Genomic DNA, 19,587 nt, shown 5'->3' on the forward strand with positions numbered 1-19,587 from the left:
GGATCAAGGACTGGCACTTCTCGAAGGCGGGTTTCGCCCAGCCGGTGGTGACCCCCGAGTACCGCGCCCTGATCCCGCCCCACGAGACACCGATGGCCCCGCGCGGCCACGACGAGCAGGACTCGTCGCAGACCTCCCGGATGCCGCGGATCGACGACCGGCAGGGTCCGGGCGCGACCACCGAGATGCCGGCCATCCCGCAGCTCGACGGCCGTCAGGGTCCCGCGTCCACCTCCGAGTTCGCCCGCCCGGACTTCGACGCGTCGGCGCCCGGTGCCCCGCAGAGCACCGGGCAGTTCCCCCGCCCGGGGACCGGCGAGGGCGGACAGAACAACCAGAACGGCCGGTCCGAGCAGATCACCGACGGCCCGTTCGTCCGCTCGGACATCTTCAGCGCCCCGAGCACTCCGGGCGCCCCGAGCGGCCGGAACACCCCGGCGGCCTCCTCGTCCCCGTCGGCCACGGGCCAGTTCACGCCCCCGCAGGGCTACGACAACGGCACCGGCGGCCAGTTCACCCAGCCCGGCTTCGACGGCGGCTCCACGGGTCAGCACTCCCTGCCGGGCGGCCAGAACCCGTCGAACACCTCGTCGTCGACGGGCCAGTTCGAGCGGCCTCAGACCAACGGCCGCGGCACCGACTTCGGCGCGCCGCGCCCGCCTGCCCCGCAGCGTCCGCAGCAGCGGCCCGAAGAAGGTCGACGGCCCGAGGCCTGGGAGCTGCCGCCCGCCGCCGGTCCCGGTGACGGTCGTACGCCGCTGTACGACACGCTCGAGACCAACTGGTTCCACGGGCAGCAGAACGCTCAGCAGGGCAACAGCGCGACGGATCCCGTCCCGGCGGCCCCGCAACAGCAGCCGCAGGCCACCCCGCCTGCCCCCCAACGTCCCGTCGCCAGCTCCTGGCGCAGCTCGCCGAACGACGATCTCGTCCGGCAGGCAGAGCGCGTACGGCAGCCGGCCGCGGGCGGCGTCACCACCTCCGGTCTGCCGCGCCGGGTGCCCCGAGCGAACCTCGTACCAGGCACGGCTCAGCAGCAACAGCACCAACCCGGTCCGCAGGTCTCGCGTTCGCCTGACGACGTACGCGGCCGGCTGACCAATCTCCGTCGGGGCATCGCGCAAGGTCGACAGGCCGGTTCCGGCCAGACCGGCAGCTTCCCGAGCCCCACTCACCAGCAGGAGCGTTAGTTGAGCCCGATGAGCCAGGCGGCACAGAACCTCAACTGGTTGATCACCAACTTCGTGGACAACACCCCCGGGGTGTCCCACACCGTCGTCGTGTCCGCCGACGGCCTCCTGCTCGCAATGTCCGAGGGCTTCCCGCGCGACCGAGCCGACCAGCTGGCGGCGGTCGCGTCCGGACTCACCTCGCTCACGGCCGGCGCCTCCCGGATCTTCGAGGGCGGCGAAGTCGCTCAGACGGTGGTCGAGATGGAGCGGGGATTCCTGTTCCTGATGTCCATCTCGGACGGCTCGTCCCTGGCCGTGCTCGCCCACCCCGACTGCGACATCGGCCTGGTCGGCTACGAGATGGCGCTGCTGGTCGACCGCGCGGGCGCCGTGCTCACGCCCGACCTGCGCGCCGAACTCCAAGGAAGTCTGCTCCACTGATCCGTCCCGGATCCACCCGCCTCACCAAATCACCGTCCGGCCGCCACACTCCCCCCACCGGCCACGTCAGACGGCTCGGCTTACGACTTGCTGTCCCGCCCGGAGGACTCATGACCCCGCCCACCGCTTCTCATGATCCGTACGCGGAGCCGTACGAGGATGAGGGCGACCAGCCACTGGTACGCCCGTACGCGATGACCGGCGGTAGGACCCGGCCGCGTTACCAGCTCGCCATCGAGGCCCTCATCAGCACCACGGCCGACCCGGCGGCGCTCATGGGGCTGCTCCCTGAGCACCAGCGGATCTGCCACCTGTGCCGAGAGGTGAAGTCGGTGGCCGAGGTCTCGGCGTTGCTGGCCATGCCCCTGGGCGTGGCCCGGATTCTTGTCGCGGACCTCGCGGAGGCCGGACTCGTCGCCATTCACCAGCCGGGTGGCGACGAGAGCACCGGTGCTCCGGACGTGACACTGCTTGAAAGGGTGCTCAGTGGACTTCGCAAGCTCTGACGGAGGCCGGACGACCACCTCCGCGAAGATCGTGGTGGCGGGCGGCTTCGGCGTGGGCAAGACCACGTTCGTCGGCGCCGTCTCCGAGATCAACCCGCTGCGCACCGAGGCCGTCATGACGTCCGCCAGCGCGGGCATCGACGACCTCACCCACACCGGAGGCAAGACGACCACCACGGTCGCCATGGACTTCGGCCGTATCACCCTCGACCAGGACCTGATCCTGTACCTGTTCGGTACGCCGGGCCAGGACCGCTTCTGGTTCATGTGGGACGACCTGGTGCGCGGCGCCATCGGCGCGATCGTCCTCGTGGACACCCGCCGTCTCGCCGACTGCTTCCCCGCGGTCGACTACTTCGAGAACAGTGGGCTGCCGTTCGTCGTCGCGCTCAACGGCTTCGAGGGGCACCAGCCCTACCAGCCGGAGGAGGTGCGCGAGGCCCTGCAGATCGGCCCCGACACCCCGATCATCACCACCGACGCCAGGCACCGCTCCGACGCCAAGGGTGCCCTGATCACGCTGGTGGAGCACGCTCTGATGGCCCGCCTGCGGTAACGGCGGGGCAGCCCCGGGGCGGCGAACCGGACAGCACCCAAAACGTCGGTGCCATACGGCAGTTGTCGTAGATGTCGCGGAGCCGGCTGTGTCCTTTGACACGGTCGGCCCCGACGTTCATAACGTTTCGGCAGAGGAATCCGGTGGTACGGCCACGCATCGCGGTCAACTGGTCTCGCTGCGCGCACGAAGGCCCCGTCTTTTGACGGGGCTCGCTCTTTATGACCGTTTTATCTGGGGCTTACATCACGTCGATTCCATCCTTTCCACTGTTTGGAGCTGCGTAGGGCGACGTGCTGGAATGCCTGAACTGCCCAATAGTCAAAGACGTACTCACCGTCGAGGCGTACCGGGCTCTGAGACACTGCGGCACAGCGTTGGTGCCGACCGCCGGAAGGTTGTTGGTCGAGTGAGGCGAAGCAAGAACGGTCCCGAGCCGTCGGCCCGGGGCAACTTCACCCCGCCGCCGCGCGGAGCGGCGCCCGCCCCCGTACCCGGATCGGAACCAACGGCGCCCCCCGCTCCGAGCGGCGGCCGTTTCTCCCCGCGCAACTGGCGGGTACCGACCCGGCTGAACGCGATCCTGCTCATACCCGTGGTGGTCGGCCTCGTCATGGGCGGCTTCCAGGTGAAGAGCTCGATCGACACCTGGCAGGAGGCCGAGGACGCGGAGAACACCGCGCGTCTGGTGCGGGCCGCGCTGACCTACAGCAACGAGATGCTCGTCGAGCGGGACATCACCGCCGCTCCCCTGCTCCAGGGCAAGGGTCAGAACGACAAGACGGTCGTCGAGGCCCGCAAGCGCACCGACCAAGCCGCGGACGCCTTCGACGAGGCGGCCAAGAGCATGCCGAACCGGCCGAACCTGGTTCGTCGCCTGGACCGCTTCCGCGACGTGGAACCGGACCTGCAGAAGCTCCGCGCGGCGGCGTACACCAACAAGCTCGACGGCGTGCAGACCGAAGAGGGCTACGTCGAGATCGAGCACAGGCTGCTCGAGTTCTCCAACGAGCTCGGTCTGGGCACCGGAAACATCACCAGCTACGGCCGTACGGTCTACGCCATCTCGCTCACCAAGGGCGCGCTCTCCCTGGAGCGCTCCATCGGCATGCACCTGCTGATCAAGCCCGGCACCAGCGCCAGCAGCCTGGCCAAGCAGCGCGTCGCCCTGACCTCGTACGCCTACCTGGAGGGCATCGCCGTCCAGGAGTACCAGGGCGGCGGTACCGAGCAGGACATCGCCAAGCTGGACGCGGCCACCAAGCAGGTCCAGGCCGACGGCGCGGCGATGGCCAAGGAGGCCAAGGCCAAGAACCCGGACTACGTGCCGCCGCCGTCCAACCCGAACACCATGATCGCGGCCATGTCCGCGCTGCAGACCACGGACCCGGCCGCGCGTCAGACACTGGCCACGCAGGGCATCAGCGCGCCCAACTGGTGGGCGGTCACCACCCTCAAGTTCAACGCGTACCGGCAGATCGAGGCGGACCTCGCGGACACGGCGGTGAACGAGGCCGCCGACATCTCCGACAACGCCCGTCAGGACGCCTTCATCACCGGTGCCGCGGTCGTGGTCGCCCTGCTCGCCGCGTTCATCCTGGCCGGCATGGTGGCCCGCCAGATGAGTCGCGCGATGCGCCAGCTGCGCAACGCCGCCTTCGGCATCGCCGAGCAGCGGCTGCCGATGCTGGTCGACCAGCTCTCGCGCACCGATCCCGGCCGCGTCGACACCCGTGTGCAGCCGATCCCGATCACCACCAGGGACGAGATCGGCGAGGTCGCCCGGGCCTTCGACCAGGTCCACCGTGAGGCCGTCCGGCTCGCCGCCGAGCAGGCTCTGCTGCGGGGCAACATCAACGCGATCTTCACCAACCTCTCGCGCCGCAACCAGTCGCTGATCGAGGGCCAGCTGACCCTGATCACCGACCTGGAGAACAACGAGGCCGACCCGGACCAGTTGGAGAACCTCTTCAAGCTGGACCACCTCGCGACCCGTATGCGCCGCAACGGCGAGAACCTCCTGGTCCTCGCCGGCGAGGAGCCCGGCCGTCGCTGGGACCAGCCGGTCCCGCTGGTCGACGTACTGCGCGCCGCCTCCTCCGAGGTGGAGCAGTACGAGCGCATCGAGCTGTCCGGCGTCCCGGAGGCCGAGATCCACGGCCGCGCGGTCACCGACCTCGTGCACCTGCTCGCCGAGCTGCTGGAGAACGCCACGACGTTCTCCTCCCCGCAGACCAAGGTCCGTGTGACCGCCACCCGTCTCCCGGACGGCCGGATCATGATCGAGATCCACGACAAGGGCATCGGCCTCACCGCCGAGGACTTCGCGGACATCAACCACAAGCTGGCCAACCCGCCGACCGTGGACGCCGCGATCTCGCAGCGCATGGGCCTGTTCGTGGTCGGCCGGCTGTCCGACCGGCACGGCATCCGCGTCCAGCTGCGTCCCTCCGGCGAGCAGGCCGGCACGACCTCGCTGGTCATGCTGCCCGACGCGATCACCCACGGCGGTGGCGGCGAGCAGCAGCAGCCGCGCGACGAGTTCACGGTCTCGCAGATCATCCCGGAGCAGAGCTACCAGGGCGAGGACTTCAACAACGGCCTGCCGATGCGCACGGCCGCGGAGCTCGGCTTCGACGACAGCCGCTACCCGGAGGTCCCGGACGACATCCGGGAGCTGGACCCGGTGGGCCGCTCACTGATGCGTGAGGAACGCCGGGCGGCTCTGGAGGCCCAGTCACACGACGACGCCCCCGAGACACCGTCGTACCCGGAGGCGTTCGACGCCCGGCCGGGCTACGACAACGCCCCGGGCGGCTTCCCCGAGCAGCCCGCCTCGTACGACCGTCAGCCGGCGTACGAGGAGCCTCGCCAGCCGTCCTACGACGAGCCGCGCCAGCCGACGTACGAAGAGCCTCGTCAGGCGCCGTACGAGGAGCAGCAGCGCTCGTACGAGGAGCCGCAGCAGCCGTCGTACGATGAGTCGTACTACGCGCCGGGCGGAGGTCCGCTGCAGCACGACGCCTTCTCCACGAACGGCGGCTACCCGGAGCCCACGTATCCGGAGCCGGTCCAGGAGGAGTCCGGGCAGGGCCGCGCCGCCGCGCCGGAGTCGTTCTCCGCCTTCGAGGAGCAGTCCTACCAGGACGACTGGCCGCAGCAGACCGGCTATCGCAACGGATACCCTGACCAGTACGCTCCGGAAGCGGAATCTGCGCAGGCCGGTGACGCGAGTGAGCTGGACCGCGTAGGCTTCGAACGTCCGGGACCGACCTCCTCCGTCGCCCACGAGCTGACCGATGCCGGGCTTCCCCGCCGTGGTTCCCCCACGAGTGGCGCGAACGGCTCGGCCGGTACGCGGCACACGACCCAGGAGCCGTCGACTTCCACACCGGAGAGCAACGGCACCGAATCCTGGCGCTCGGCGAACGACGCGCGCTGGCAGCAGGCCTCGCAGCTCCGGAAGCCCAAGGCGGGCGGGGTGACCTCCTCCGGTCTGCCGCGGCGGGTGCCCAAGGCCAACCTGGTCGAGGGAGCCGCCGAGTCCACCCCGCAGGGGGGCCCACAGGTCTCCCGCGCCCCCGAGGACGTCCGGGGCAGGTTGAGCAACCTGCGCCGTGGGGTCCAGCGGGGACGCAACGCAAGCGAAACGAACGGCCAGGCCACTGGGAATCAACACGGTGGTCCTGACAGCACCTACAACCAGGAGCGTTAGTGTGAGCCCGATGAGCCAGGCGGCACAGAACCTGAACTGGTTGATCACCAACTTCGTGGACAACACCCCTGGGGTGTCCCACACGGTGGTGGTCTCCGCCGACGGACTCCTTCTGGCGATGTCCGAAGGCTTTCCCCGCGACCGAGCCGACCAGCTCGCGGCCGTCGCGTCCGGTCTGACGTCTCTGACGGCAGGCGCCTCCCGCATCTTCGAGGGCGGCCACGTGAACCAGACAGTTGTGGAGATGGAGCGGGGCTTCCTCTTCATCATGTCCGTTTCCGACGGTTCCTCGCTCGCCGTTCTCGCGCATCCGGAGGCGGACATCGGTCTCATCGGCTACGAGATGGCGCTCCTGGTGGACCGTGCCGGCACGGTCCTGACGCCCGATCTGCGTGCGGAGCTCCAAGGGAGCTTGCTCAACTAACAGACAGACGGTGCGTTTTGGCGTCCTGAGGCCATAAGGTTTCGAGACGCGGCTCCATGGTGATGGGTGCCCGGCACAGTCGGAGGAGGAGAGAAAGTGGCAACACCCCCAGGCGGTTCACCTTCGGGTAACTGGTCGTACGGCCCTGGCCAGGGTCAGAACGACGGTTCCCAGAACCCGAACCGTTACAACTTCCCCTCCACTCCGAGCCACCGGAGTCAGCAGCCGTACGCTCCCCAGAACCCCCAGGGTCCCGGGCCGTCGCCGTACGACCAGCCGTCGGCCCCGCGCATCCAGCCCGTGCAGCCGCACCGACGCACCCCTGAGCCTTCACCCGCGGGAGGCGCCAGCAACCCCCTGGTGCGTCCGTACGCCATGACCGGCGGCCGGACCCGCCCGCGCTACCAGCTCGCCATCGAGGCACTGGTGCACACCACCGCGCAGCCGCACCAGATGCAGGGCCAGTTGCCCGAGCATCAGCGGATCTGCAACCTCTGCCGTGAGATCAAGTCGGTGGCCGAGATCTCGGCCCTCCTGACGATCCCTCTCGGCGTGGCCAGGATCCTCGTCGCCGACTTGGCGGAGGCGGGCCTGGTCGCCATCCATCAGCCCGGCGGCGACGAGAACGCCGGCGGCCAGCCAGACGTGACACTGCTCGAAAGGGTGCTCAGTGGACTTCGCAAGCTCTAGCGGAGGGCCTTCCCGCTCCACCACGTCCGCGAAGATCGTGGTGGCGGGCGGCTTCGGCGTGGGCAAGACCACGTTCGTCGGCGCCGTCTCGGAGATCAACCCGCTGCGCACCGAGGCCGTCATGACGTCCGCCAGCGCGGGCATCGACGACCTCACCCACACCGGGGACAAGACGACCACCACGGTCGCCATGGACTTCGGCCGTATCACCCTCGACCAGGACCTGATCCTGTACCTGTTCGGTACGCCGGGCCAGGACCGCTTCTGGTTCATGTGGGACGACCTGGTGCGCGGCGCCATCGGCGCGATCGTCCTCGTGGACACGAGGCGCCTTGCGGACTGCTTCCCGGCCGTCGACTACTTCGAGAACTCGGGTCTTCCCTTCGTGATCGCCCTGAACGGGTTCGACGGCAACCAGCCGTACAACCCGGACGAGGTCCGCGAGGCTCTGCAGATCGGTCCCGACACCCCGATCATCACGACGGACGCGCGGCATCGTGCGGACGCAAAGTCGGCGCTCATCACTCTCGTGGAGCACGCGTTGATGGCTCGCCTGCGGTAGCGGGCCGTGCGGCCACTGGGCTGCCTCGGATGGCCGTAAGCCGTCTGCGGGCAGTCGGTGGCCGGTCGCGCAGTTCCCCGCGCCCCCAGAAGGCACGACTGAGGGCCCCTCTTTCGAGAGGGGCCCTCAGTCGTGTCTCTTGGCTCAGCGCCAGCTGTGCGGTGCGCGGAAGCCGGGCTCGCGCTCCAGGCGGCGCCAGCCGGCCTTGCGGCGGCCGCGGTGGGCCGGAGCCTCGGACGGCTGGGCGGCGGCGCGGGCCAGGAGGATGGCCGTGATGGCGGCGACTTCCTCGGGCTCGGCGTGGCCCTTCTCGACACGAATGTCAGGGGTGCTCATGGGCTCAGTCTCCGTGAGAGAGGTTTCCGCGGCGGTACCGCGAAGGATCCGCTGGGTTACTGCGGGGGGTTGCCGTGCTTGCGGGACGGCAGGTCGGCGTGCTTGGTGTGCAGCATCGCCAGGGACTGGATCAGGATCTCGCGGGTCTCCGCCGGGTCGATGACGTCGTCGACCAGGCCTCGCTCGGCCGCGTAGTAGGGGTGCATCAGCTCGGACTTGTACTCCTTGACCATGCGGGCCCGCATGGCCTCGGGGTCCTCCGCGTCGGCGATCTGCCGGCGGAAGATGACGTTGGCCGCGCCCTCGGCGCCCATGACGGCGATCTCGTTGGTCGGCCAGGCGTAGGTGAGGTCAGCGCCGATGGACTGGCTGTCCATGACGATGTAAGCACCCCCGTAGGCCTTGCGCAGGATCAGCGAGATCCTCGGGACGGTGGCGTTGCAGTAGGCGTACAGCAGCTTCGCGCCGTGGCGGATGATTCCGCCGTGCTCCTGGTCGACACCCGGAAGGAACCCGGGGACGTCCAGGAACGTCACGATCGGGATATTGAAAGCGTCACACATCTGGACAAAGCGTGCAGCTTTTTCCGACGCTTCGATGTCCAGGACACCGGCCAGCGACGACGGCTGGTTGGCCACGATGCCGACCACCTGACCGTCCAGGCGGGCCAGCGCGCAGATGATGTTGCGGGCCCAGCGCTCGTGGACCTCCAGGTAGTCGCCGTCGTCGACGATCTCCTCGATGACCTTGGTCATGTCGTACGGACGGTTGCCGTCCGCCGGGACCAGGTCGAGGAGGAGGTCGGAGCGCCGGTCCGAGGCGTCCGAGGGCTCCACCCGCGGCGGGTTCTCGCGGTTGTTCTGCGGGAGCATCGACAGGAGGTAGCGCACCTCGGCGAGGCAGGTCTCCTCGTCGTCGTAGGCGAAGTGGCAGACACCGCTGGTCTCGGCGTGCACGTCCGCGCCGCCGAGGCCGTTCTGGGTGATCTCCTCGCCGGTGACCGCCTTGACGACGTCCGGGCCGGTGATGAACATCTGCGAGGTCTCGCGGACCATGAACACGAAGTCCGTCAGGGCCGGGCTGTAGGCCGCGCCACCCGCACACGGGCCGAGCATCACGCTGATCTGCGGGATGACGCCGGACGCCTTGGTGTTGCGCTGGAAGATGCCGCCGTAACCGGCGAGAGCCGAGACACCCTCCTGGATACGGGCGCCCGCCCCGTCGTTCAGGGACACCAGCGGAGCACCGGCCGCGATGGCCATGTCCATGATCTTGTGGATCTTCGTGGCGTGGGCCTCGCCCAGCGCGCCGCCGAAGATGCGGAAGTCATGGGCGTAGACGAAGACCGTACGGCCCTCCACCGTGCCCCAGCCGGTGATGACGCCGTCCGTGTACGGCTTCTTGGCCTCCAGGCCGAACCCGGTCGCCCGGTGCCGGCGCAGCTGCTCGACCTCCCGGAAGGATCCCGGATCCACCAACAGCTCGATGCGTTCCCGTGCGGTCAGCTTGCCCTTGGCGTGCTGCGCCTCGGTGGCCTTCTCGCTCGGGCCGGCCAGCGCCTGCGCACGGATCTCGTGCAGCTCGGCCACCCGTCCCCGCGCGTCAGTCGGCTCACCCGTCGTCTCACCCGGCGCCTCATCCAAAACGGTCATGTAGCGACCATACGAAGCGGACGGTGAAAAGCTCGCCGTTGACTCCGAACAGTCTCCGGACCGTTTTCCTGGTACCACTGAACAGAACCGTGGCGGCCTACATGCCTTCGGACTGCTCAGGGGGCGTTCCCCTTGTAGGGGTCGTACAAAGTCGTCAGCTGAGAGCCACCTCACATACATGGGTGGCAGATGCCCTCCCCGGAGTGATTCTCAGGTCCAGTCGGCCCCCCGCCGACAGCACCTCGACCGTGTCGTCCGTCCGGGTCACCGCGCGCACCGGGTGCTCCCAGGTGATCTCCAGGGGTTCGCCGGTACGGGGCGGCTCGCTCACGCAGAGGGTGGCGGTACGGCCCCGGCGCCGGAGCAGCACGCTCGCGCCGGCGGAAGCGGTCAGCCCGCCGACCGTACCGGACCGCCAGAAGTTGGCGGCGGTGAGGGCCAGAGAGGGGACGTGGACCGCCTGGCAGGCGGCGTCGTTGGCGAGGACCGACAGCCACTGCCGGTCGGCGGCGCGGGCGGCGACCGTTCGGCGCGAGGCTCCGGGGAGCAGGACGTAGACGTACGTGGCGTCCGTGGGGTCGGTGCCGTGCTCAAGCCAGAGGGTCTGCCAGCGGCGGGTGCGGCGCTCGGTCGCGCTGGTGGTGTTGATGTCGGACCAGGCGCCGGTGCGGTCCTCCCGGAGCGTCCGCAGGCTGCCCTGCCGGATCACCCAGCCGCCGTGGCCCTCCAGGTGGGCCCAGCCGTGCCCCCGCACGAAGGACGGGTCGCCACCCTCCCCCAGGTTGCGGTTGTCGACGACCGTCTCGACCGGGACGCCGTCGGCGCAGGTGATGCCCGCGCCGAGGCAGATCACCGCGTCGGCGACGCAGAACCAGGACTTACGGGCCTGGAGGGTGGACTCCAGCCCCTTCAGGTGCTGGCCGATCGCCGCGTACTCGCCGTCGGTGGTGCCGCCGACCCAGCGGACGTCCGGCTTGGGCGCGCCCCACTCGCCGCCGGCCCGGTCGGGGAGCCGCTTGGTGGAGACGGTGGTGCCGGGCAGGCGGTACCAGTCGACGGTGGGCCAGTACCAGTCCGTGAACTGGTCGGCTCGGTGCCCCCGGCCGGTCGGCCACCAGGAGAGCAGGCCGGCGCCCGTGTGCCAGCCGCGCGGGTTCTCGCCGTTGCCGCACTCGTAGTACGCGATGCGGTCGCTGGCCATGGCGATGCTCGCGGTGAAGGCGGGGCGGCGGTGCACGGCCCGGTCCATCGCGGCGAAGAGCCGGTGGCCGACGGGTTCCGGGGCGGCCCGCACCGGGGAGGCGACCACCGCGTGCAGTCGGGCCAGGTCGGCCACGTCGTACTGAGGCGCCGTCAGGACCGGTGTCACGGTGTCCCGTTCGATCCAGCCCTTGACGCGGGCGTGCCAGCGATCGCGCTCCGCGTCACTCGCGCCGGCGGCGAGCAGGGCGATCGCGGCGATGAGGCCCTGCCCGTGGTAGTGGTCGCTGCGCATGACGTGCCGGTCGTCGCTTTTGAGGAGACCCCGGCTGATGGCACGGCCGTTGACGGCGTCCATCACCAACCCGTCGTGGATCAGCGGGGCGTAGGCGTGCTCGACGCTGTCCAGGACGATCTGCCGGGCGGGGTCGGTCACCTCCCACGCGGAGCCGGCCAGCAGCGCGAAGAGACGGCCGAGTCCTCGAGCATGACCTGGCCGTAGGTTCCCGAGTAGGCGACCCAGGTGTGCTGCACGAACGAGCCGTCCGCGTAGAGGCCGTCCCCCTGGGTGACGTACGGGAAGACCGGCGAGAGCGCGTCGCGGGCGCGGGCGATGGCGGCGGGCTCGCGGCCGAGGATGCCGCGCAGGGCGACGGACCGGCACAGGTCCACCCGATTGGCGCCGGTGGATGTGCCGGAGTAGTCGGTCAGCAGCGCGGCGGGGATGAAGTGGTCGACCGCGGCGCAGGCGGCTTCCCTGCGGTCCTCGGTGAGGTGGTCGTACAGGGCGGCCGTGATGTCCATGAGCAGGCGGGGGCTGCCGATCTGCCATTCCCACCAGTTGCCGTAGCGGGTGGTGGACGGGTTGTAGACGGTGGCGGAGAGATGGTCGAGGCCGCGGACCACGTCGGCGAGCAGGCCTTCGTCGCCGGTCGAGCCGGTGCCCTCGCGGATGTACGCCTGGGCCATGGTCCACAGGCGGCCGTAGCTCTGGGTGATGCCGGCGGGCGGGTCGTAGGGCTGGCCCGGCCACAGGGAGGTGGCGGTCGGGGCCATGGTGGCGCGGAAGCCGCGGGCGAGCACGCCGGTCTCGGCCAGGCGGGAGGCGTACGGCTCGGCGGCGGGGTCGTAACCGGTGCCGAGGGCGATGTCGAGCCAGCGGCGGCGCAGGGCCGTGAAGGGGTCGTCGGCCGGGTCGCCCGCGCTGCGCGAGCCGGGGGTGGCCGCGGCGGTCGTCGCCATGAGGGCGGCCGTGAGCAGGAGGTCTCTGCGAGTGGGCCGCACGGAGGCAAGGGCCTCTAATGCTCGGCGCTGGGGGGTCATGACCCCCTCGTCTACCACCTCGGCCTCGGCGGGCCAACACTTGGTGAAAGGCATTGAAGCGCGTCCGGAATAGGTCTACCGTCGTCCCTGTTGGCATCGTTGAACATTAAACATCCTCTCCCCGGGAGCACTTCATGAGCATCTTCGGCCGCAAGGACTCCGCCGACCCGACCACCGCGGCGACCGCCGCTGTGAGCCCGGACCTGGCCGCGGTGACCGGCGACTACACGATCGACCCCGCCCACTCCTCGATCGGCTTCGTGGCCCGGCACGCCATGGTCACGAACGTCAAGGGCAAGTTCCTCGACTTCAGCGGCTCGCTGCACCTGGACGGGGCCGACCCGTCCGCGTCCACAGCGTCCATCGACGTCACGATGGACAGCATCGACACCGGCTCCGCGGACCGCGACGGGCACCTCAAGAGCTCGGACTTCTTCAAGACCGACGAGTTCCCCGCCATGACCTTCCGCTCCACCTCGGCCGAGGCCCTGGGCGGCGACGACTACCGCATCACCGGTGACCTGGAGATCCTCGGCGTCACCCGGCCGCTCAGCATCGACCTGGAGTTCAACGGCGCCGCGAAGGACCCGTTCGGCAACGAGCGCGTCGGCTTCGAGGGCAAGGCGGAGATCCTGCGCTCCGAGTGGGGCCTGACGTGGAACGCCGCGCTGGAGACGGGCGGCGTCCTGGTCTCCGACAAGATCAAGCTGAACTTCGACATCTCGGCGATCAGGAACGCCTGAGCCGTCGCGACGGCGTGTGTCCGCCGGGGGCGCTGCCTCGGGCGGGTAGTGACGCCTTATGAGCCCGTCGACTCGCCCCCGTTACGGGCAGGCCGACGGGCTTCGTCGGCAACGAGTCGGCTGATCTGATCCGGACAGGGGTGGCCGGATCAGACACCTTGTGCGGGTGCTCACAGCGTTCTCATAATCCAGCGACGGAATTTGTCCTGCCCATGCCAGTCAATGGGCGTTCTTTTACTGTCCGCTATGACATGTGCACGACAATTTCTGGCGCTTCGGATGGATGCGTCCGCAGCTCAACCCCCACAGAAGGGCACCCCGTTGAAGAGACTCCTCACGGCCCTCAAGAGATGCGCGGCCGTCGGCGCCGTCGCCCTCGCGGTCGCCAGTCTTCAGCCCGTCTCGGCCGCACAGGCCGCCCCCTCGCCCGTCGTCGGCGGCACCCGCGCCGCGCAGGGCGAGTTCCCGTTCATGGTCCGGCTCTCGATGGGCTGCGGCGGCGCGCTGTACACCCAGCAGATAGTGCTCACGGCCGCCCACTGTGTGAACGGATCCGGCGCCAACACCAGCATCACCGCCACCGCCGGGGTCGTCGACCTGCAGTCCAGCAGCGGCCGGGTCCAGGTCAAGTCGACCAGGGTCCTCCAGGCCCCCGGTTACAACGGCACCGGCAAGGACTGGGCGCTCATCAAGCTCGCCCAGCCGATCAACCTGCCCACGCTGAAGATCGCCACCACCACGCAGTACAACACCGGCAACTTCACCGTCGCCGGATGGGGAGCGGCCCGCGAGGGCGGTGCCCAGCAGCGGTACCTGCTCAAGGCCACGGTGCCGTTCGTGAGCGACGCCACCTGCAAGGGGTACGGCGGCCTCTACAGCGGCCTCGTCGCCGGCGAGGAGATCTGCGCCGGCTTCGCCGCGGGCGGCGTCGACACCTGCCAGGGCGACTCCGGCGGGCCGATGTTCCGCCGGGACGCCGCCAACGCCTGGGTCCAGGTCGGCATCGTCAGCTGGGGTGACGGCTGCGCCCAGCCGAACGCCCCCGGCGTCTACACCGAGGTCTCCACCTTCGCCTCCGCCATCGCCTCGGCGGCTTCCACGCTCTGACGCGTTCAGGCTCTGACACGGTCAGGCTCTGACACGTTCAGGCTCTGACACGTCCTGGCTCTGACACGTGCTCGCTTCGACGCGTCTGTTCTCGTACGACGTCCGTGGGCCCGGCGCGCCATTCGCGCGCCGGGCCTCGGCCTCGCACTCGCTGCCCTTCAGCCCGTCCGGTTCAGCCCGTCCGGTTCAGTTCAGCCCGTCCGGGGCGTCAGAAACCGCCGCCGAAGTCCCCGCCTCCGCCGAAGTCGCCGCCCCCGAAGTCCCCTCCGCCGAAACCGCCGCCGAAGTCGTCCGAGTTGAAGTCCGCGCCGGACAGGTCGCCGCCCTCGTAGCCGGCGGCGCCGAAGTCCCCGTAGCCGGAACCGTAGTCGGCCGCGTAGGCCGGGGTGGCCATCATGCCGCCGAGCATGGTGCCGATAAGCAGGCCGGGCAGCAGGCCGCCGCCGAAGTAGCCGCCCGCCCAGGGGCCGTAGGCGGGGCCTGCCTCCCAGTACGGGCGGCGGCCGTACACGGTGTCGACCTCGCGGACCATCGGGTCGCGTCCGTCGGCCAGCCGGGTCCGGTCGGCCGCGCAGACGGGGACCTCGCGGGACGTGCCGCCCGGGGGCGTCCAGGTCGCGTCGGCCACCGACGGACCGTGCCGCGGGTCGAAGAAGCAGGGCGGTCGACGGTCGGGCAGCGGCCGGCCCTCGCGGCGGGCGGCCAGGGCGGCGAGCGAGAAGCGGCCGTCCGCCAGGGACTCGGTGACGGCCCGCACGTCCTCCGGCTTTCCCGCCTGAGCCATCGCCGACTTCGCCCGGTCATAGGCGTCCAGGGCACGCTCGTAGTCCGCGCGCATGGCGTCGTCCGCGCCCGCCTCCGCCGGATGGAAGTCGAGGCGGTCCAGTTCCTCGCCGAACGCGGTGATGTCCTCGTCGACGACGACGCGCAGCTCCTCCAGCGCGGCCCGCTGCTCCTCCTCGTGGCGCCGCCGGTTGCGCCGGACCAGCGTGTAGGCGCCCGCTCCGCCCGCCAGGAGCACCGCGCCGACGGTGACCAGCGCGGCGGTGGAGACCCCGCCGCCGTCGGAGGAACCCCAGGTGAAGGGCGCCGATCCGCCCATGTTGGTCAGGGCTCGGTCGGTGAAGTCGCCGAGCTGCGTCTTGGTGTCGCTCTCGCCCTTCACACTGCCGACGAGGTTGTGCACGGCGGCCCGGGACAGGACCGCGGAGTCCGCGCGGGCGTCGAAGTCGGCGCCCAGGCGGATCGCGTAGAGACCGGTGATCCCGGTGGCGGTGCGCAGGTCGTTGAAGAGGTTCCGGGTCGGGTATCCGGCCGGCAGCACGGCGAGGAACAGGGGCTTGTCGGCGTCCTTGATCTGCCGGGACAGGTCGGCGGCGTCGGCGACCGAGAGCTGTGACCGCGCGGCCGGGTCGACGTAGACCGGATTCTTGCGCAGGGCCTCGGCGATGGTAGAGACACTGGTGGCAGTGGTGGCACGGGTTGCGGTGGTGGCGTTGGTGGCCGCAGTCGCGCTGGTCGCGGCCGTGGCGGGTTGGGCCGCGTCGGCGCTCGGGGCGCCCGCCGCCAGGCCCGTCAGAAGGGCCAGGACGACGAGCGCCGGTGCGAGCAGCAACCGGGTCGGGCCTTGGAGCTGCGGTGCGGCCTTCATGCCTCGAAAGTACCCGAAAGGCATGCAATCAGACATGCCGGACGGAGAGGCTGCAGGCCGCCCTCTCCAGCAGCATCTGCGCCTCGGCGGTGGCCAGGCGGGCCACGTCGCGGTGCCCGGCGGAGCCGCGGGTGTCGGCGCCTACTCCGCCGGCTCCACCCCCGCACGCAGCAGCCCGTACGCGTACGCGTCCTCCAGCGCCTGCCAGGACGCCGCGATCACGTTCTCCGCGACGCCCACCGTCGACCACTCCCCCGCCCCGTCGGACGTGGAGATCAGGACCCGGGTGGTGGACTGGGTGCCGTGGACGCCCTCCAGGATGCGGACCTTGTAGTCGACCAGCTCGAGCTTGGCGAGCTGCGGGTAGATCTTCTCCAGTGCGACGCGCAGCGACCGGTCCAGGGCGTTCACCGGGCCGTTGCCCTCCGCCGTGGCGACGATGCGCTCGCCCTTGGCGTAGAGCTTGACCGTGGCCTCGTTGGCGTGGCTGCCGTCGGGGCGGTCCTCGACGATCGCGCGCCAGGACTCGACCTCGAAGTACTTCAGGGGCCTGCCCTCGACCTCGGCGCGCAGCAGCAGTTCGAAGGACGCGTCCGCCGCCTCGTACGTGTAGCCCTTGAGCTCGCGCTCCTTGACCCGGTCGACCACCCGGCCGACCAGCTCGCGGTCGCCGCCGAGGTCGATGCCGAGTTCCTTGCCCTTGAGCTCCACCGAGGCGCGGCCCGCCATGTCGGAGACCAGCATCCGCATGGTGTTGCCGACCTGCTCGGGGTCGATGTGCTGGTACAGGTCGGGGTCGACCTTGATGGCGGAGGCGTGCAGGCCGGCCTTGTGGGCGAAGGCGGAGACGCCGACGTAGGGCTGGTGGGTGGAGGGAGTCAGGTTCACCACCTCGGCGATCGCGTGCGAGATGCGCGTCATCTCGCGGAGCTTGCCCTCGGGCAGCACCTTCTTGCCGTACTTCAGCTCCAGCGCGGCGACCACCGGGAACAGGTTGGAGTTGCCGACCCGCTCGCCGTAGCCGTTCGCCGTGCACTGCACGTGGGTCGCGCCGGCGTCGACCGCGGCGAGGGTGTTGGCGACCGCGCAGCCCGTGTCGTCCTGGGCGTGCATGCCGAGCCGGGCGCCGGTGTCGGCCAGCACGGTGGAGACGACCGCCTGGACCTGCGCGGGGAGCATCCCGCCGTTGGTGTCGCAGAGGATCACCACGGACGCGCCGGCCTCCGAGGCGGCCCGTACGACCGCCTTCGCGTACTCGGGGTTGGCGCGGTAGCCGTCGAAGAAGTGCTCGCAGTCGACGAAGACCCGGCGGCCCTGCTCCGTCAGGTAGGAGACCGTGTCGCGGACCATCTCCAGGTTCTCGTCCAGCGTGGTGCGCAGGGCCAGTTCCACGTGCCGGTCGTGCGACTTGGCGACCAGCGTGATCACCGGGGCGCCCGAGTCCAGGAGGGCCTTGACCTGCGGGTCCTGTGAGGCCTTGGCACCCGCCCGGCGGGTGGCGCCGAAGGCGACCAGCTGGGCGTGCTGGAAGTCGATCTCCTGCTGGGCGCGGGCGAAGAACTCGGTGTCCCGCGGGTTGGCGCCGGGCCAGCCGCCCTCGATGAAGCCCACGCCGAAGTCGTCCAGGTGCCGGGCGATGGCCAGCTTGTCCGCGACGGTGAGGTTGATGCCCTCCCGCTGCGCGCCGTCGCGCAGGGTGGTGTCGAAGACGTGGAACGAATCGTCGAGTTCGCTGGTTGCGGTCATGGTGTCAAGGCTCCTGTGTTGGATCTCGGTCTACCGGAATGACCGGCTCCACCGTCCCCACATGGTCCCTCGCGCTCTCGCCTCCGGCTGCGGGTGGGCCAGAAAAAGCGAAAAACCCCTCGCGGGTGCGAGAGGTCTGCGCGCGGGTCGAGGACGACGGTGTCCGCCCGTACCTGGTCGTACGTGGCGGTCACTGCGGACCGGCGCGCCTGCTGCCAATAATCATGGCGAACGAGAGCACGGGGGCAGTCTGGCACAACCCGCCCCGCCGCTCACCGCCCGTCTCAGAATGCGAGCCTGTGATCTTGCCTGCGGAGCGTGGGCGGCTCGGCGCACCGGGTGAACGAAGGCGTCGCGTTGTCTCCGGTCGTCGGCGTCACGTTGTCGCCGGTCGTTGGCGTCGCTGGATCGCTCACCACGAGGTCTCCCCCGGCCCAGGGGCCCCAGCCCTGGGCGTTCGCTCCCGTCGTCGTCGTGGGCGACGGTCACCCGCTGGTAGCCCGAGCGGGCCTGATCCGCAGTCAGGGACGGCCCGCCGAGCGGCGGAAGACCCGATTCCCGCCGTAGGCCGTGGCCAGCCCCCGCCACAGGCCGTGGCGGGGGCTCGCGATGTCCGTGGGGCTCGGGATACCCAACGCCCGCCTCGGCTCAGCCCAGCTTGTGCATCCAGCCGTGCTTGTCCTCGTTGACGCCTCGCTGGATGCCCAGCAGGGCCTCCCGCAGCCGCAGGGTGACCTCGCCGGGGTTGCCGTCGCCGTGAGTCCAGGCGGAGTCCTTGGTCTTGACGTGGCCGACCGGGGTGACCACGGCCGCGGTGCCGCAGGCGAAGACCTCGGTGAGGGCGCCGGAGGCGGCGTCCGCACGCCACTGCTCCAGCGTGACGACGTCCTCCTCGGCGGTGTAACCGAGGTCGCGGGCGACCTGGAGGAGCGAGTCGCGGGTGATGCCCTCCAGGATCGAGCCGGTGAGCGCGGGGGTGACGATGCGGTCGCCGTAGACGAAGGCGATGTTCATCGAGCCGGACTCCTCGACCTTGGTGCGGGTCACCGCGTCGAGGTAGACCACCTGGTCGCAGCCGTTGCGGGCGGCCTCCGCCTGGGGCAGCAGGGAGGCCGCGTAGTTGCCGCCGGTCTTGGCGTCGCCGGTGCCGCCGGGGACGGCACGGACGTGGTCCTCGGAGACCCAGATGGTGACCGGCTTGACGCCGCCCGCGAAGTAGGCGCCGGAGGGGGACGCGATCAGCATGAAGAGGTACTCGTTCGCCGGGTGCACGCCGAGCGCGGCCTCGGTGGCGAACATGAACGGGCGCAGGTAGAGGGACTCCTCACCGCCGTGCGCCGGCACCCAGTCGGCGTCCTGCCCGATCAGCGCGTCGAGGGCCGCGATGAACAGCTCCTCAGGCAGCTCGGCCATGGCCATCCGGCGGGCGGAGTTGCGAAAGCGGCGGGCGTTGGCCTCGGGGCGGAAGACCGCGACCGATCCGTCGGGCTGGCGGTAGGCCTTGAGGCCCTCGAAGATCTCCTGGCCGTAGTGCAGGACATGGGTGGAGGGGTCGAGGGAGATCGGCCCGTACGGAACGAGCTGCGCGTCGTGCCAGCCGCGCCCCTCCGTCCACTTGATGGTCACCATGTGGTCGGTGAAGTGGCGGCCGAACCCGGGGTTGGCCAGGACGGCTTCGCGCTCGGCGGCGGAGAGCGGGCTGGCGGACGGCTTGAGCTCGATCGTCGTGGGCGTCGTCATGAGTGGTGTCCTTCACCGGTTGT

Annotated in this window: 14 protein-coding genes and 2 pseudogenes; 10 read left to right on the forward strand and 6 right to left on the reverse strand. The window is 70.2% G+C overall.

The features are described from left to right. The 8 genes and pseudogenes from ABZ027_RS39825 to ABZ027_RS39860 form a co-directional block, all read left to right on the forward strand. A pseudogene (locus ABZ027_RS39825) lies at positions 1 to 1,190 on the forward strand (hypothetical protein); the annotation flags it as partial. Positions 1,191 to 1,199: 9 nt separating this feature from the next. After that, complete coding sequence (locus ABZ027_RS39830; protein WP_356777409.1) at positions 1,200 to 1,613, forward strand: roadblock/LC7 domain-containing protein; 414 nt, start codon at positions 1,200 to 1,202, stop codon at positions 1,611 to 1,613. A gap of 110 nt (positions 1,614 to 1,723) precedes the next feature. Beyond that, entirely contained in the window at positions 1,724 to 2,119 is a 396-nt protein-coding gene (locus tag ABZ027_RS39835; RefSeq protein WP_030611532.1) for a DUF742 domain-containing protein, read from the forward strand. Further along, positions 2,100 to 2,675: an ATP/GTP-binding protein gene (locus tag ABZ027_RS39840; RefSeq protein ID WP_280886629.1), complete on the forward strand. Its 576-nt coding sequence runs from the start codon at positions 2,100 to 2,102 to the stop codon at positions 2,673 to 2,675. Before ABZ027_RS39835 ends, ABZ027_RS39840 begins: the two co-directional genes overlap by 20 nt. A 409-nt stretch (positions 2,676 to 3,084) precedes the next feature. Beyond that, complete coding sequence (locus tag ABZ027_RS39845; protein WP_356777375.1) at positions 3,085 to 6,390, forward strand: nitrate- and nitrite sensing domain-containing protein; 3,306 nt, start codon at positions 3,085 to 3,087, stop codon at positions 6,388 to 6,390. A 10-nt stretch (positions 6,391 to 6,400) separates the two neighbouring features. Continuing rightward, positions 6,401 to 6,814 carry a roadblock/LC7 domain-containing protein gene (locus tag ABZ027_RS39850; protein WP_054219305.1) on the forward strand — a complete coding sequence of 138 codons (414 nt, stop codon included), beginning with the start codon at positions 6,401 to 6,403 and terminating at the stop codon, positions 6,812 to 6,814. A gap of 96 nt (positions 6,815 to 6,910) precedes the next feature. Then, positions 6,911 to 7,504, forward strand: a complete 594-nt coding sequence (locus tag ABZ027_RS39855; protein ID WP_356777377.1) for a DUF742 domain-containing protein — start codon at positions 6,911 to 6,913, stop codon at positions 7,502 to 7,504. Next, on the forward strand, positions 7,485 to 8,066 hold the full coding sequence (locus ABZ027_RS39860) for an ATP/GTP-binding protein (protein WP_026248371.1): 582 nt from the start codon (positions 7,485 to 7,487) through the stop codon (positions 8,064 to 8,066). The genes ABZ027_RS39855 and ABZ027_RS39860 overlap by 20 nt, the downstream gene beginning before the upstream one ends. 144 nt (positions 8,067 to 8,210) lie before the next feature. Here the strand turns inward: ABZ027_RS39860 and ABZ027_RS39865 are convergent, their stop codons facing one another. The 3 genes and pseudogenes from ABZ027_RS39865 to ABZ027_RS39875 form a co-directional block, all read right to left on the reverse strand. Then, positions 8,211 to 8,402: an acyl-CoA carboxylase subunit epsilon gene (locus ABZ027_RS39865; protein ID WP_356777379.1), complete on the reverse strand. Its 192-nt coding sequence runs from the start codon at positions 8,400 to 8,402 to the stop codon at positions 8,211 to 8,213. Between the two features lie 56 nt (positions 8,403 to 8,458). Then, positions 8,459 to 10,054 carry an acyl-CoA carboxylase subunit beta gene (locus tag ABZ027_RS39870; protein WP_356777381.1) on the reverse strand — a complete coding sequence of 532 codons (1,596 nt, stop codon included), beginning with the start codon at positions 10,052 to 10,054 and terminating at the stop codon, positions 8,459 to 8,461. A 154-nt stretch (positions 10,055 to 10,208) separates the two neighbouring features. After that, a pseudogene (locus tag ABZ027_RS39875) lies at positions 10,209 to 12,577 on the reverse strand (polysaccharide lyase 8 family protein). A gap of 134 nt (positions 12,578 to 12,711) precedes the next feature. Between ABZ027_RS39875 and ABZ027_RS39880 the strand changes: the two are divergent. Together ABZ027_RS39880 and ABZ027_RS39885 are read left to right on the forward strand one after the other, a co-directional pair. After that, positions 12,712 to 13,320 carry a YceI family protein gene (locus ABZ027_RS39880; RefSeq protein WP_356777383.1) on the forward strand — a complete coding sequence of 203 codons (609 nt, stop codon included), beginning with the start codon at positions 12,712 to 12,714 and terminating at the stop codon, positions 13,318 to 13,320. 321 nt (positions 13,321 to 13,641) lie between these two features. After that, complete coding sequence (locus tag ABZ027_RS39885) at positions 13,642 to 14,427, forward strand: serine protease (protein ID WP_356777385.1); 786 nt, start codon at positions 13,642 to 13,644, stop codon at positions 14,425 to 14,427. 208 nt (positions 14,428 to 14,635) lie between these two features. On the opposite strand, the gene ABZ027_RS39890 is transcribed toward ABZ027_RS39885, so the two are convergent. From ABZ027_RS39890 to ABZ027_RS39900, 3 genes are all read right to left on the reverse strand, one after another. Beyond that, positions 14,636 to 16,078 carry a hypothetical protein gene (locus ABZ027_RS39890; protein ID WP_356777387.1) on the reverse strand — a complete coding sequence of 481 codons (1,443 nt, stop codon included), beginning with the start codon at positions 16,076 to 16,078 and terminating at the stop codon, positions 14,636 to 14,638. Positions 16,079 to 16,219: 141 nt separating this feature from the next. Then, the gene (gene cimA / locus ABZ027_RS39895; protein ID WP_356777389.1) at positions 16,220 to 17,824 is read right to left on the reverse strand and encodes a citramalate synthase; all 1,605 of its coding nucleotides are present in this window, start codon (positions 17,822 to 17,824) and stop codon (positions 16,220 to 16,222) included. 648 nt (positions 17,825 to 18,472) lie between these two features. Then, positions 18,473 to 19,564 carry a branched-chain amino acid aminotransferase gene (locus ABZ027_RS39900; RefSeq protein WP_356777391.1) on the reverse strand — a complete coding sequence of 364 codons (1,092 nt, stop codon included), beginning with the start codon at positions 19,562 to 19,564 and terminating at the stop codon, positions 18,473 to 18,475. Between the last annotated feature and the right edge of the window lie 23 nt (positions 19,565 to 19,587).

The sequence above is a fragment of the Streptomyces sp. NPDC006332 genome (assembly GCF_040612855.1).
Taxonomy (GTDB): Bacteria; Actinomycetota; Actinomycetes; order Streptomycetales; family Streptomycetaceae; genus Streptomyces.